General features: G+C 68.5%; 13 protein-coding genes. 4 read left to right on the top strand and 9 right to left on the bottom strand.

Annotated features, from left to right (window positions below):
* Window positions 1–78: 78 nt before the first annotated feature.
* Window positions 79–1,701 (bottom strand): fatty-acid--CoA ligase FadD5, encoded by a 1,623-nt coding sequence (fadD5, locus tag ACK5M9_RS09100; protein ID WP_416892832.1) that lies wholly within the window; start codon window positions 1,699–1,701, stop codon window positions 79–81.
* Window positions 1,702–1,838: 137 nt separating this feature from the next.
* Window positions 1,839–2,273 (bottom strand): SRPBCC family protein, encoded by a 435-nt coding sequence (locus ACK5M9_RS09095; RefSeq protein WP_416892831.1) that lies wholly within the window; start codon window positions 2,271–2,273, stop codon window positions 1,839–1,841.
* Between the two features lie 142 nt (window positions 2,274–2,415).
* On the opposite strand from ACK5M9_RS09095, the gene ACK5M9_RS09090 reads away from it, so the two are divergent.
* Window positions 2,416–3,753: a sensor histidine kinase gene (locus ACK5M9_RS09090; protein ID WP_416892856.1), complete on the top strand. Its 1,338-nt coding sequence runs from the start codon at window positions 2,416–2,418 to the stop codon at window positions 3,751–3,753.
* A gap of 59 nt (window positions 3,754–3,812) precedes the next feature.
* Here the strand turns inward: ACK5M9_RS09090 and ACK5M9_RS09085 are convergent, their stop codons facing one another.
* The 3 genes from ACK5M9_RS09085 to ACK5M9_RS09075 are packed head-to-tail and all read right to left on the bottom strand — an operon-like array spanning window position 3,813 to window position 7,052.
* Window positions 3,813–5,150: an FAD-binding oxidoreductase gene (locus ACK5M9_RS09085; protein ID WP_416892830.1), complete on the bottom strand. Its 1,338-nt coding sequence runs from the start codon at window positions 5,148–5,150 to the stop codon at window positions 3,813–3,815.
* A 21-nt stretch (window positions 5,151–5,171) separates the two neighbouring features.
* Window positions 5,172–5,921 (bottom strand): glucose 1-dehydrogenase, encoded by a 750-nt coding sequence (locus ACK5M9_RS09080; protein ID WP_416892829.1) that lies wholly within the window; start codon window positions 5,919–5,921, stop codon window positions 5,172–5,174.
* Window positions 5,922–5,939: 18 nt separating this feature from the next.
* Window positions 5,940–7,052, bottom strand: coding sequence for a diacylglycerol kinase (locus ACK5M9_RS09075; protein ID WP_416892828.1), 1,113 nt, complete (start codon window positions 7,050–7,052; stop codon window positions 5,940–5,942).
* 91 nt (window positions 7,053–7,143) lie between these two features.
* On the opposite strand from ACK5M9_RS09075, the gene ACK5M9_RS09070 reads away from it, so the two are divergent.
* Complete coding sequence (locus tag ACK5M9_RS09070; protein WP_416892827.1) at window positions 7,144–8,043, top strand: alpha/beta hydrolase; 900 nt, start codon at window positions 7,144–7,146, stop codon at window positions 8,041–8,043.
* 124 nt (window positions 8,044–8,167) lie between these two features.
* On the top strand, window positions 8,168–9,709 hold the full coding sequence (locus ACK5M9_RS09065) for a PE family protein (protein WP_416892826.1): 1,542 nt from the start codon (window positions 8,168–8,170) through the stop codon (window positions 9,707–9,709).
* Window positions 9,710–9,841: 132 nt separating this feature from the next.
* Here ACK5M9_RS09065 and ACK5M9_RS09060 read toward each other — a convergent pair whose 3' ends face one another.
* Window positions 9,842–10,465, bottom strand: coding sequence for a TetR/AcrR family transcriptional regulator (locus tag ACK5M9_RS09060; RefSeq protein WP_416892825.1), 624 nt, complete (start codon window positions 10,463–10,465; stop codon window positions 9,842–9,844).
* Between the two features lie 173 nt (window positions 10,466–10,638).
* Between ACK5M9_RS09060 and ACK5M9_RS09055 the strand changes: the two genes are divergently transcribed.
* Complete coding sequence (locus ACK5M9_RS09055) at window positions 10,639–10,764, top strand: hypothetical protein (RefSeq protein WP_416892824.1); 126 nt, start codon at window positions 10,639–10,641, stop codon at window positions 10,762–10,764.
* Window positions 10,765–10,785: 21 nt separating this feature from the next.
* Here the strand turns inward: ACK5M9_RS09055 and ACK5M9_RS09050 are convergent, their stop codons facing one another.
* Genes ACK5M9_RS09050 through ACK5M9_RS09040 form a run of 3 tightly spaced genes read right to left on the bottom strand, consistent with a single transcriptional unit; the run spans window position 10,786 to window position 13,706 of the window.
* On the bottom strand, window positions 10,786–12,213 hold the full coding sequence (locus tag ACK5M9_RS09050; RefSeq protein ID WP_416892823.1) for an NAD(P)(+) transhydrogenase (Re/Si-specific) subunit beta: 1,428 nt from the start codon (window positions 12,211–12,213) through the stop codon (window positions 10,786–10,788).
* Window positions 12,210–12,587, bottom strand: coding sequence for an NAD(P) transhydrogenase subunit alpha (locus ACK5M9_RS09045; protein WP_416892855.1), 378 nt, complete (start codon window positions 12,585–12,587; stop codon window positions 12,210–12,212). The genes ACK5M9_RS09050 and ACK5M9_RS09045 overlap by 4 nt, the downstream gene beginning before the upstream one ends.
* A 9-nt stretch (window positions 12,588–12,596) precedes the next feature.
* Window positions 12,597–13,706: a Re/Si-specific NAD(P)(+) transhydrogenase subunit alpha gene (locus tag ACK5M9_RS09040; RefSeq protein ID WP_416892822.1), complete on the bottom strand. Its 1,110-nt coding sequence runs from the start codon at window positions 13,704–13,706 to the stop codon at window positions 12,597–12,599.
* Window positions 13,707–13,723: the final 17 nt, after the last annotated feature.

Genomic DNA, 13,723 nt, shown 5'->3' with positions numbered 1-13,723 from the left:
GCACCCGGCCGACACAGCGGCCTCCGGCCAACACCGATTGCCGACCTCAATACTTCTGATACAGAACATGTCTCGTAATCACCTCGACATCCCATATCGCCTCCGCAATTCAGGCTTGAGCACTTTCCCCGACGGGTTGCGCGGCAGGGCCTCGACGATCTCGAGTGCCTTGGGGTGCTTGTACCGGGCGAGCCGTTCGGTTAGGTACTCGTCCAGTTCTTCGATCGACAGGGCGCCTTCCGTTACAGCGACCACCGCGATCGGCACCTCACCCCACTTCTCGTCGGCCCGGCCGATCACCGCGACCTCCGCGATCTGCGGGTGACTCGCCAGCACGTTCTCCACCTCGGCGCAGTAGATGTTCTCGCCGCCGGAGATGATCATGTCCTTCTTGCGGTCGACGACCCAGACGTACCCGTCGTCGTCCATGCGGACCAGATCACCGGAATGGAACCAGCCCCCGGCGAACGCCTCCGCGGTGGCTTCGGGATTGTTCCAATACCCACTCATCAACGTCGGCGCACGGTAGACGATCTCACCGACCTCGCCGGTCGCCACATCGTTCATCTCGTCGTCGACGACGCGGGCGGCGACCGTCGGAATAACCGTGCCCACCGACCCCCGTTTGCGGATCGCGTCGTCGCCCAACAGCATGCAGGTGACCGGCGACATTTCCGTCTGCCCGAACGCCGCCAAAATCTGCGCGTCGGGAAACATCTCCGACATCTGCCGCAACAGCACGTCCGGTGCCGGCGCCGCACCCCACGACATCGTCCGCAGCCGCAGATCCCGCGGGCACGCCAGCTGCTCGGCGCACACCGCCTGCCACTGCGCGGGAACCAGGAAAATTCCGGTGACCCGCTCCGCCTCCAGCACGTCGAGCAGGTGCCCGGCGTCGAAGGCTCCCAGCGGATACAGCACCGTCGGCAGCCCCAGCAGCAACCCGGTGAGCAGGTTGCCGACACCGGCAATGTGGAACAGCGGGACGCCGATGAAGCCGACGTCGTTGTGCAGGTCGACACCGCTGGTGTAGAGCGCCGTCATGGTCTGACCGGTCAGGTTGGTGTGGGTGAGCACCGCACCCTTGGGCCGCCCGGTGGTGCCGGAGGTGTACATGATCAACGCCGGCGCGTCGTCCGGGATGTCGATGGTGCCGGCCGGCTCGCCCGGCTCGTCGATCAGGTCGTCGTAGGCCAGGACGTCTTCGAGCTCGGGCGCGCCCGCGTCCCCGGCGACGACCACCGTCTCCAGCAGCGGGGCGATCCCGCGGACGCCGGTCGCCACCGGAGCCAGGACCGACTCGGTGACGATCACCCGCGCGCCGCTGTCCTCGACGAGAAAGGCGATTTCGGTGGGAGTGAGCCGAAAGTTCAGCGGTACCGCGATCGCGCCCAGCATGTTGGCCGCCAGCACCGACTCGACGAATTCGGTGCGGTTGAGCATCAGGATCATCACCCGGTCGCCGAAGCCGACCCCGCGCCGGCCCAGCGCACCCGCCAGCGTCGCGACCCGCTGCCACAGTCGCTCCCAGGTCAGGGTGTCTTCGACGAAGCGCAGCGCGGGCGCCTGCGGCTGCATCATCGCGTGCCGCTGCAACCGGTTGACCCAGTTCTGCCGGCGGGCAAGCCCGGGTTGCTCATCCACGGGTGCTCGCGCGTCCCGGAGCGGCCGATCGGAATGGGCGGCGACTTGCGCGGTCAACTGTGCCGTCCCTTCACTCGGGCACCGCCGGCGTCAGGCGGCGATCCGCCGAAACACCTGTTACATGGGTCACGGTAACCGCAGGGCGGGGTGTCAACAAGGACATCTGCCGCGGCGCGACTGCTCGGCACGGCCGCTCAGCCCAGCTGCTCGGCGCGCTGCTTCACGTTAGCCGCCAGCTGCTCCAGCACGTTGTCGGCAAGCGTCTTCACCATCGGCGCCGGCACCGGCATGCTGGGCTCCACGTCGAGATCCACCGTCAGCAGGCTTCCGGCACCCACTGCCACCACGCTGAACAGCTGCTCCTGTTTGGCGAACAGGTCCCCCTGCTGCATGACGGTCTGGATCTGGTTCTCCCCCGGGTAGTACACGGCGTGGATGTAAACGCCCTCGAACCCGTTGACCGAGGTGTCCAGCCGCACCTGGCTGGGCCGGCCGTCGTCATAGCGGGCCAGTATCCAGGCGCCCTGGACACCCTCGTTCCATTCCGGGTACCGCTCGATGTCGGAGACGATGCCCATGATCGCCTCGGCCTCGGCATCCACCTCGACGGTCTTGCTCACTACTGGCATTGGCGCAGCATACTGGCGTCACCGCATACTGGTGCCGCGACGGCCGGTTCGCGCGGCGCGCCGGGAACCGGTAGGCCGATCGCAAGTTGGAGACGAACACATGACCATCGACGGCCCGGTCCACAGACTGCCGCGGCTGCCCGTGCCCCTGGTCTCGCTGCGCACGATCGTCATCGTGGCGGCGCTGTCGGTGATCGCACTTGTCATCATCCTGGGCGCCTGGGTGTGGGTGGGCGTCACCAAGGACCAGTACAGCCAGCTGGATCGCCGACTCGACTCGGTGAGCAGCCTGGGCGAGGTGAGCGCGCTGCTACTCAGCCCGACCAGCTCGTCCGCCGACCGCCCCAGCTCCGACGACAGCCTGACCCGAACCGTGCGGATGGGCGCCGACACCGTGTCCGACCCGAGTGACATCGTGCTGCCCCTGCTGCCGGAGGGCTACGCCACCACGAGGATCGCCGGTGTGCCCTACCGGGTGCGCACCTTCACCGCCGGCGGGGCGACCGTGGCGCTGGGTGCGCCGCTGGCCCAGGCCCAGGGCCGGATCAACCAGCTGCACCTGCGCATTCTGCTGATTTGCGGCAGCGTCATCATCGGCACCTTTCTGGTGGGCAGCGTCATGTGGCTGATCATGATCAACCCCTTCCGCCTGCTGGCCCAGCAGGCGCGCGCGATCAACGCGCAGTCCAAACCGGATGAGGTGCAGGTGCGCGGAGTGTGGGAGGCCGTGGAGATCGCCGAGGCCGTCGAGGGCATGCTGGCCCGGATCGGCGACGAGCAGCAGCGGACCAAGGCGGCTTTGGATTCGGCCCGCGACTTCGCCTCGGTGGCCTCCCACGAACTGCGCACCCCGTTGACCGCGATGCGCACCAACCTCGAGGTGCTTTCCACACTGCAATTGCCGCCCGCGCAGCGCGAGGAGGTGGTCGCCGACGTCATGCGCACCCAGTCCCGCATCGAAGCAACCCTGTCCGCGCTGGAGCGGCTGGCCCAGGGCCAGACGATCACCACCGAGGACTTCGAGCCCGTCGACGTCACCGAACTGCTGGACCGAGCCGCCCACGACGCCGAACGCGTCTACCCGGACCTGACGGTGTCTTTGTCGCCCTCCCCGACGGTGTCGCTGCAGGGCCTGCCGGCCGGCCTGCGGCTGGCCGTGGACAACGCCATCGCCAACGCGGTCAAGCACGGCCACGCCCGCCAGGTCCGGCTTTCGGCCGTCGCCTCCGGGGACGAAGTGCGGATAGCCGTGGACGACGACGGCACCGGGGTCGCCGAGCAGGAACGAGAAGCGGTGTTCGCCCGGTTCTCCCGGGGTTCCACCGCTTCCCATTCGGGTTCCGGACTCGGGTTGGCGCTGGTGGCCCAGCAGGCGGAGCTGCACGGCGGCACGGCGTCGCTGCACACCAGTCCACTCGGCGGCGCCCGGCTGCTGCTGACATTCCCTTGCCCGCGAGCCCGCCCGCGCACGCGAGCGTAACGTGGCGGCGGTTTTCGGCGCCCGAATCCGCACTGGCGTTACGCTCGCGGGCGCGGGAATCAGTCGAACAGCACCGCGGCGTTCAAATAGCCGGTCGGATCCAGCGCTTCCTTGATCGTCCGCATCGCGGCGACGTCGCCGGCCTGGCGGGACATGCCCAGATACGCCCGCTTGCGGGTGCCGACGCCATGCTCGGAGCTGACGTTGCCGCCGCACCCGGCGATCAAATCCATCATCGGCGGGTACAGCGCCGCTTCCCGGTCGGCTGGAAAACGCAGCACGTTGAGGTGCAGGTTGCCCTCGCCGACGTGGCCGAACAACACCGGCAGCGCCTCCGCGGCGTACCCGCCCACCAGCTCCGCGGCGTGCCGGGCGAAGCCGCCGATCGCCGCCAGCGGCAGCGACACGTCGAACTTCAGCGGCGGCCCGAAGAACCCCACCACCTCGGCCAACGACTCCCGCACCCGCCACAACCGCTGGCGGGCGGCCGCGTCCACACCGACCGCCGGCTCGGAGCATGGCCGCACACCGTCGAGCAGCCCGGCCAGCCGCCCGGTCTGATCACTGTCGCCCGCCAGCTCCACCAGCAGCAGCCAATCCCCGGCAACCGGCGCTCCGGCACCCAGACACTCGGCAGCCAACGCCGCGGCCCGGCCGTCGACCAGCTCCAGCGCCGCGATCCCGTCGACGCCGGCAAACATCCGGGCCGCCTCCACCAACGCCGCAAGCTCGGTGACTCCGCAGACCGCCGTCACCCGATGCGCCGGAGCGGGGTGCAGCCGCAGGTCCACGGCGGTGATGACGCCCAGGGTGCCCTCGGCGCCGACGAACAGCGACAGCAGGTCGTAGCCGGTGTTGTCGCTGCGCACCCGGCTGTGGCGGCGCAGCAGCGAACCGTCGGGCAGCGCCACGTCCAGGCCCACCACCTGGTCACCCATGTTGCCGTGGCGGACGGTGCGCAGACCGCCGGCGTTCGTCGAAGCCATCCCGCCCACGGTCGCGGTGTCGCGTGCGGACAGGTCCACCCCGAACTCCAGCCCCGCCGCCGTCGCGGCCCGCTGGACCGCGGCCAGCGTGACGCCCGCCCCCGCGGATATCCGTCGCTCGACCGGATCGACCTCGCCCAGCGCGCACAGCCGTTCGGTGGACAGCAGGATGTCGTCGTGCTCGGGAACGGTGCCGGCGACCAGCGAGGTGCGGCCACCCTGAACGGTGACGTACAGCCCGGCGTCGCGGCACAGCCGCAGCACCGCGGCGACTTCGGCGGCCGTGCCCGGGCGCACCAGGGCGCGGGCCCGGCCCCGGTACCGGCCGGTGTGGTCGGCGCTACGGCCGGCCAGCACGTCGGGGTCGGTGACGACGTGGCACGGCCCCACCACGTCGGCGAGGCCGGCCACGGCCTTGGATTCGCCGTCGATTCAGAATTCCCGGTGCGGCACGTCGGTCACCAGGCCGCCGTCCATGACGAACTCGCTGCCGGTGGAGTAGGAGGACTCGTCGCTGGCCAGGAACACCACGAAGGTGGACACCTCGCGCGACTGGGCCGGGCGGCCGAGCGGGATGGTGACCGTGTTGTCCGGCAGGTGAGCCGTCATCGGGGTGCGGATGAAGCCGGGGTGCAGCGAATTCACCCTGATGTTCAGCGGCGCCAACTCCAATGCCGCCGACTTGGTGAGGCCGCGCACCGCCCACTTGGAGGCGACATAGGGGTGCACCAGCGGCGCGCCGCGCAGGCCCTCGATCGACGACACGTTGATGATCGAGCCGCCGCCGGCCTCTGTCATCGGATCCACGGCCACCCGCATGCCCAGGAACGTCCCGGTCACGTTGACGTCCATCACCTTCTGCCACTTGGCCATGTCGAACTTCCTGATCTGACCGAGTGCGACGATCCCCGCGTTGTTGACCAGCACGTTCAGTTTTCCGAAGGCGCCGAGGGCGGTCGCCACCGCGGCTTCCCACTGATCGAGTTGGGTCACGTCGAGGTGCACGTAGCGCGCCGCGTCGCCGATCTCCGCAGCCAGCGCCTCCCCCTTGTCGTCGAGGATGTCGCCGATCACGACCTGGGCGCCTTCTTCGGCCAGCAGCCGCGCGTGTTCGGCGCCCATCCCGCGAGCGCCGCCGCTGATCAGCGCGACCTTGCCCGCTACCCGTCCCGTTCTTGCCATCGCACTGAGTCCTTTCGGTTAACCGGCCGCCGGACCGTTGGCAGCGTACAGCCCTTTTCCGGTGATCAGCGGCAGGTCCAGGGTGGTCCGGATGCCAGGCGGCGCCGCCAGTACCGCTGGAATGGAGTTGACGATCCGCCCGGCGGCCCCGGCGATCGCCGCGTGGTTGTGGTCGCCGTAGCTACTCTTGGGCACGATGTCCACCGCGTAGGACGGTTCGCCGGTGATCTCCACCCGGTAGGAGCCGCCCCCGGCAGCGGGTTGCCGCCAGTCGGGCCGCAGGTCGGGCCGCAGCCGGGTGATGTGCTCGATGACGATCGCCGGGTGCTCGCCGACCATGCCGCAAATCTCGAATCGCAGGGCGGCGAGGGTGCCTTCGGCGACATGACCGACCGCGATGTCGAAGCTCTCCGGGGCGGGCTCGCGCTGGTAGGACTCGCTGATCCGGTCGACGTCGATGCCCAGGCCGGCGGCCAGCTGCCGGATCGCCGTTCCCCAGGCGATGCTGAGCACGCCCGGTTGCAGCAGCATCGGCACCTCGTCCATGGGCCTGGCGAACCCCATGTAGTGCATGACCTCGACGCCGTCATAGCCGGCGTAGTCGTGGATCTCCAGGCAGCGCACCTGTTCGATGCGCCGGCAGGTCCCGGCCAGGGCGAAGGGGATGAGGTCGTTGACGAACCCCGGGTCGACGCCGGTGATGAAGATGCTTGACTTCCCTTGCTGGGCGGCCGCCTCCACCCGGTCGATGTACTTGTCCGGCATCACTCCCCACGGATACTGCAGCAGCCCGGGCGATGCTCCCACCACGTCCACACCGGCAGCCAGGATGCACATCACGTCGGCCATGGCCTCCGGCAGCCGGGTGTCGCCCATCGCGCAGTAGACGACGCACTGCGGCCCGGTGGCCAGCAGTGCGTCCAGGTCGCCGACGGCGTGGACACCCGTCGGCACCCCGGTACCGGCGGCGCCTCGCAGACCGGGACCGCACAACTCGGCGGCATCCAGCCCGATTTTCTCTTGCGTGGACACACACACGCCGGTCAGCTCGAAGGCGGAGTTGTCGATCAGCTCGGCCAGTGCCGGACGACCGACATTGCCGGTGCCCACCTGTGCGACACGAATCGGCATGGGGCTCCTCTGTCCGCGAGCGCGGCGCGGCAACGTTTCCAGACAGTAGTCCATAGGTTGCCGACGGTTCCCGAGGCACTAAAGTTGAGCTGTGGGGCACCGCGAAGATGTCGGGTTCACCTCCGGGGATGATCGGATCAGCGCCTGGTTGTATCGGCCTGACCGCAGCGATACGCCAACACCACTGGTGGTGATGGCACATGGCCTGGGATCGGTACGCACGATGAGACTGGACGCCTTCGCCGCGAGATTCAGTGCGGCCGGCTACGCGTGCCTGGTGTTCGACTACCGCCACTTCGGCGACAGTGAGGGTCAGCCCCGGCAGTTGCTCGATATCAAGCTGCAATTGGCCGACTGGGCAGCAGCCATCGCTTTCGCGCGAACCCTGCCCGGAATCGACACCGACCGAATCGCGTTGTGGGGCACTTCTTTCGGCGGCGGCCATGTGATCGAGTCGGCCGCCCGGCTGCCCGGCATCGCCGCCGCCATCGCGCAATGCCCCTTCACCGACGGAATCGCCTCGGTCCGCGCGATCAACCCGTTGACAGCGGCGCGGATCACCGCGCGGGCGCTGCGCGACACCGTCGGTGCCCGGTTGGGCAGAGACCCGGTGATGATCGCGACTGCCGGCCGCCCGGGTGATGTCGCAATGATGACCGCCCCCGATTCGTACCCGGGCTATTTGGCGCTGGTGCCCGACGGCGAGGAACTGCGCAACGAAGTGGCCGCCCGCATCGGGGTGAAACTGCCGTTGTACCGACCCGGCCGCAGTGCCGCGAACATCAAGTGCCCCATCCTGTTCTGCGTGTGCGAATCCGACACGGTGGCGCCGGCTCAAGCAACGTTGCGCCATGCCGCCAAAGCTCCGCGCGGCGAGATCAAGCGGTACCCCGAAGGCCATTTCGCAATTTACCTGGGTGCCGCGTTCGAGCGCGTCGTCGCAGACCAGATCGCATTTCTGGACAGGCACCTCAAACCCGCCGGCGTTTAGGCGCCGAAAAGCCGAAAATCGCGGGCCGACCGCTCTAGTCTCTGGTGGATACCCGAACTCGCGGTAGCGGATAGTCCAAGCGGGTGGTCGGGGGGGACAGGGACCCGCAATCGGAAGGATCGGGATGACACACCTACTTGCCTCGCCTGAGGCGCTGGCGGCAGCGGTCGGCAATGTGGACGGAATCGGCGCGACCATCCGCGCCGCCAACGCCGCGGCGGCGGGCCCCACAGCCGGGCTGCTGGCGGCGGCCGGCGACGAGGTGTCGGCCGCCATCACCGCACTGTTCAACGAATACGGCCTGGAATACCAGGCGGTGACCGGCCAGGCGACGGCGTTCCACAGTGATTTCACCCGCGCGCTGTCCAATGCGGCGACCTCCTACGCCCAGGCCGAAGCCATCAACGGCGCCGCCCTGAGCGCCGGGGTGTCCAGCACCCTGGCCACCGCCGCCGTTCCGGTTCAGTCGCTGCTCGGCGGGCCCGGAGCGCTGCTGACCGGATTCGGCGGCCTGACCGGACCGGGGTCGCTCCTGACCGGGATCACCGGCTTCGGCGGGACGGGCGCCCTGCCCGCGGCGCACCTGACGGACCCGATCACCGGGTTGATCATGGGCGGCACCGGCAACCCGTGGCCGGGAGAGCAGTACGTCGAGGACGTCAACACCGCCTTCATCCAGACGCTGTTTCCCGGTGCCACCCCGCTGGGTCTGACCACTCCCGAAGAGTTCTGGCCGGTCACACCGCAACTCGGCACCCTGACGTTCAACCAATCGGTCGCCGAGGGCGTCACCCTGCTCAACGAGGCGATCACCTCCGAGCTCACCGCCGGCAACGACGTCGTCTCCTTCGGGTTTTCCCAGAGCTCCACCGTCATCACCAACTACATCCGGGACCTGATGGCCGCCGGCTCACCCAACATCGACGACTTGGCGTTCATCCTGGCCGGGGCACCCAATAATCCCAACGGGGGCCTGTTCGCCCGCTTCCCGGGCCTGTATCTGCCGTTCCTGGACGTGTCGTTCGACGGCGCCCTGGAAGCGACCAACCCCTACGAGACGACCATCTACACCGCGCAGTACGACGGCATCGCCCATGCGCCGCAGTACCCGCTCAACGTGGTGTCGGACCTCAATGCCCTGATGGGCTTCTTCTACGTGCACAGTGACTATCCCGATTTCTCCGACGCGGTGCGGCTGCCCACCTCGCCGGGCTACACCGGGAACACCGAGTACTACATGTTCCTGACCCAAGACCTGCCGCTGCTGCAGCCACTCCGGGACTTCCCCGTGCTCGGCCCGGTGGCCGCCGACGTGATCCAGCCGCCGCTGCGGGTGATCGTCGACCTGGGCTACTCCGACTACGGCTATGCCGACGTGCCGTCCCCGGCCGGCCTGTTCCACATTCCCAACCCGCTAAGCGTCGGCTACTACCTGGGCACGGGGGCGTTGCAGGGGCCCTACGGCGCGGCAGTGGGCATCGGAGTGGAGGCCGGGCTGCTGGGGCCGGAAGCCTACCCGACCACCTACCCGTGGGTTCCGATGGTCAATCCGAGCCTGAACGTCGATCTCGGCCCGGCCCTCAACCAACCCCAGACGACGCTGCTGTCGCTGCTCAGCGGCGGCCTGGGCGATCTGTTCGGCGGCGTCCCGCCGATCCTCAACTGAGCGCCGGCCGGCTGATGTGGGTCGGGGCGAATCGCCCCTCCTGTCCGCGAGCGTAACGCCACGACGAAATCCGGAGCGGAATTTCGCAGCCCCGTTACGCTCGCGAACGACTCGCAGCGGCCGGCCCCCGGCTCAGCCTCCCAGCGGGGACTGGGTGCGGACGTTCTCATCGCGGATCAGCCCGCGCAGCAGCGCGGTGCTGAACTCCGCGGCGATCTCGTGTGCGGTTCGTCGCCCGGACGCGCGCAGCCACCGGTAGCTGCCCATCGTCATGCCGATGTAGCCCAGCGCCAGCACATGTGAGTCGCATTCGTAGAACTCGCCACTGGCGATCCCCCGGTCGATGAGGCCGTGCACATGTTCGTGGACCTGGGTCTCCTTGGCGCGCACCTCGGCAACCTGCTCGGGGGTGAACCACTCGGCGATGTAGGGCTGCTCCTGGAAGTAGACGGCGGCACGTTCGGGGTTGCCGGCGATACCTGTCAGCAACCGGGCGGTGTACTGGTAGAGCGCCTCCCGGGCGGTCCAGGAGGGATCGTCGTGCAGGGCGGCAAGGGTGCCCTCGGCTGCCTGGCGGTAGATGTCGAACAGGATCAGCGACTTGCGCGCGTAGTAGTGGTAGACGGTCGCCTTGTTCAGGCCGATCACGTCGGCCACATCGTCCATCCGGGTGCCGTGGTAGCCGCGCGCCGCGAACAGCTTGGTGGCAACGGACAGCAACTCCGCGCGGCGGGAAAGGCCGGTCTCGGACGGCATCGGTACTCGCTATCGTCGCTGCCGGTCCGGCCGATGGAACGTCGGGTGCGGCATCTACCAATCAACTGGTTGGACAGTTTACGGGGGACGGCACCTGTCGCAGCCACGTGGATGGGGCTAGACTCTGCGACGTACCCCAGTGGTGGGTCGATCACCAGCGGAGAGGTGGAGTTATGGACCCGGCGCCCGACTACGACATGAGCGACGAGCTCGAATACTTCTTCGGGTACCTCACCTGGGGAATCCGGGGCGTCGAATCCGGCAACGGCTACCCGCCGCCGTCCTACCCGCCGGTCTAGGCCCTACCCGCGTCGGCGGCACTACAGCGCTTTGAGTTCCTCGGCGACCCCGGTGACCGACTTCTTCGCATCCCCGAACAGCATGCTGGTTCCCTCGCCGTAGAACAGCGGGTTGTCGATCCCGGCGAACCCGGAGTTCATCGAACGCTTGAGCACGATCACCGACTTCGCCTTGTCGACGTTGAGGATCGGCATGCCGTAAATCGGGCTGGCGGCGTCGGTGCGGGCCGACGGATTGGTGACGTCGTTGGCGCCGATGACGATCGCCACGTCGGTGCGGGCGAACTCGTCGTTGATGTCGTCCATGTCCTTCATGGCGTCGTAGTCGACCTCGGCTTCGGCCAGCAGCACGTTCATGTGCCCGGGCATCCGGCCCGCGACCGGGTGGATCGCGTACTTCACCGTCACTCCCTTGGCCTCCAGCAGGGCGGCCATGTCTTTGACGGCGTGCTGCGCCTGGGCGACGGCCAGCCCGTAGCCGGGCACCACGATCACCTGGTTGGCGTAGGCCATCTGGATCGCCGCGTCGGCGGCCGAGGTGGATTTGACGGTCCTGTCACCGCCGTCCCCGCCGCCGCCGGGCGCGACTCCTCCGCCGCCGAAGCCGCCCGCGACGATCGCCGGGATCGACCGGTTCATCGCCTTGGCCATCAGGTTGGTCAGGATCGAACCCGAGGCGCCGACGATCATGCCGGCGACGATCATCGCGGTGTTGTTCAGCGCCAGGCCCGCCGCCGCGGCCGACAGCCCGGTCATCGCGTTGAGCAGCGAGATCACCACCGGCATGTCGGCGCCGCCGATCGGCAGCACCACCATCAGACCCAGCACCGCGGCGGCGACCAGCAGGCCGATCATCCACCACAGGGATGCCCCGCCGCTGCCGGGATGGGCGTTGAGGCCGATCACCACCGCCGCCGCGACCGCCCCGGTGAGCAGCAGCAGGTTGATGGGCTGCTGCAGGCGGCCGAAACCGATCGGTTTGCCGTCGATGATCTCCTGCAGCTTGCCGAAGGCGATGATCGAGCCCCAGAACGAGATCGACCCGACGATCGCGGCGAACAGCGACGCCACCACGATGTGCACGGTCGGCGACTCGCCGTGCTGGAACGCCGAGAATCCGGTGGTCTCGATGAACTCCGAGAGCGCGATCAGCGCGACGGTGCCGCCGCCGACACCGTTGAAGAACGCCACCAGCTGCGGCATCGCGGTCATCTTGGTCAGCCGGGCCGGCGGCACGCCGAGCACGACGCCGACCACCAGGCCCGCGATGATCACCACCCATTGGTCGGTGTGCCGGATCTTGACCAGGGTGGCCGCCACCGCGATCGCCATGCCCACCGCGGCGATCAGGTTGCCGCGCACCGCGGTCTTGGGCCCGGTCAGCCCCATCAACCCGTAGATGAACAGCGAGAACGCCAACAGGTAGAGGACGGTCACCAGGTAATTCATTTGGCGGCCTCTTCGGACTTGGCGCCGGGCAGGGCTTTTGCGCCGGCGCCGGGCAGCGCTTTCGGCTCGGCGCCCGGCAGCGCTTTCTTCTTCCCTTTGAACATGCCCAGCATCCGGTCGGTGACGATGAACCCGCCGATCACGTTCAGCGTGCCGAACACCACGGCGACGAACAGGATGATCTGCACCGCGACGGACGGGTGTTCGACCTCGCCGGCCACCACCAGCGCGCCCAGCACGACGATGCCGTGGATGGCGTTGGTGCCCGACATCAGCGGGGTGTGCAAGGTGTTGGGCACCTTGGAGATCACCGCGAACCCGACGAACCCGGACAGCACCAGGATCGCGAGGTTGGCCAGGAGTTCGTCGTACATGCCGTTCATCTAGCTGTCCTCTCCGGCATTCTGGCGGGTGACGCAGGAGTCGGCGATGACTTCGTCGTCGAAATCAGGGGCCAGCGTTCCGTCGGTGATCAGCAGGTCCAGCAGGGCGGTGATGTTCTTGCTGTAGAGCTCGCTGGCGTGCTCGGGCATGGTGGCCGGCAGGTTGAGCGGGGAGGCGATGGTGACATCGTGCTTGACGACGGTGCGCCCCGGCTCGGTGAGTTCGCAGTTGCCGCCGGTCTCTCCCGCCAGGTCCACCACCACGCTGCCGGGCTTCATCGCCTGCACCGCCCCGGTGGTCACCAGCCGCGGCGCCGGGCGGCCGGGGACCAGCGCGGTGGTGATGACAACGTCGAACCCGCTGATCGCGGTTTCCAGCGCCTTCTGCTGCTGGGCACGCTCTTCCTGGGTGAGTTCACGGGCGTACCCGCCCTCACCGGCAGCGTCGATACCGATGTCGAGCCACTGCGCGCCCACCGAGCGGACCTGGTCGGCCACCTCGGGGCGCACGTCGTACCCGGTGGTGCGCGCGCCCAGCCGTTTTGCCGTCGCCAGCGCCTGCAGGCCGGCCACCCCGACGCCCAGCACCAGCACGGTGGCCGGCTTCACGGTGCCCGCCGCGGTGGTGAGCATGGGGAAGAACCGGGTCGATTCGGAGGCGGCCAGCAGCACTGCCTTGTAGCCGGACACGTTGCCCTGTGAGGACAGCGCGTCCATCGCCTGGGCCCGGGAGATACGCGGGATGGCCTCCAACGCAAAAGCCTGCACGCCGGCCTGCTTCAAAGCGCCGATAGCGTTGTCGGCGTTGCGGGGTGCCAGGAAGCCGATCAGCGTCTGTCCGTCGCGCAGTTTGCCCACTTCGCCGGCATCCGGCGGCGCAACCTTGACGACGATGTCCGCCGCCCAGGCGTCGCCGATGGTGGCGCCGGCCTCGGTGTAGAGGGCGTCGGGCAGCAGGGCCCGTTCCCCGGCTCCGGCCTCGACGACGACGGCGACGCCGCTGTTCGCCAGGGCCGCCACCGCCTTGGGTACCAGGGCGACGCGACGCTCGTCTGTTCCGGATTCGGCCACCACCCCGATTGTGACGGGTGACGTCTGCGCTTGTGTCATGGCGCGTACATCTACTT

Origin of the sequence: Mycobacterium sp. (assembly GCF_047975165.1) — a bacterium.
Classification (GTDB): Bacteria; Actinomycetota; Actinomycetes; order Mycobacteriales; family Mycobacteriaceae; genus Mycobacterium.
The sequence above is the reverse complement of the archived record's forward strand: the minus strand, read 5'-3'. Positions and strand labels throughout refer to the sequence as shown.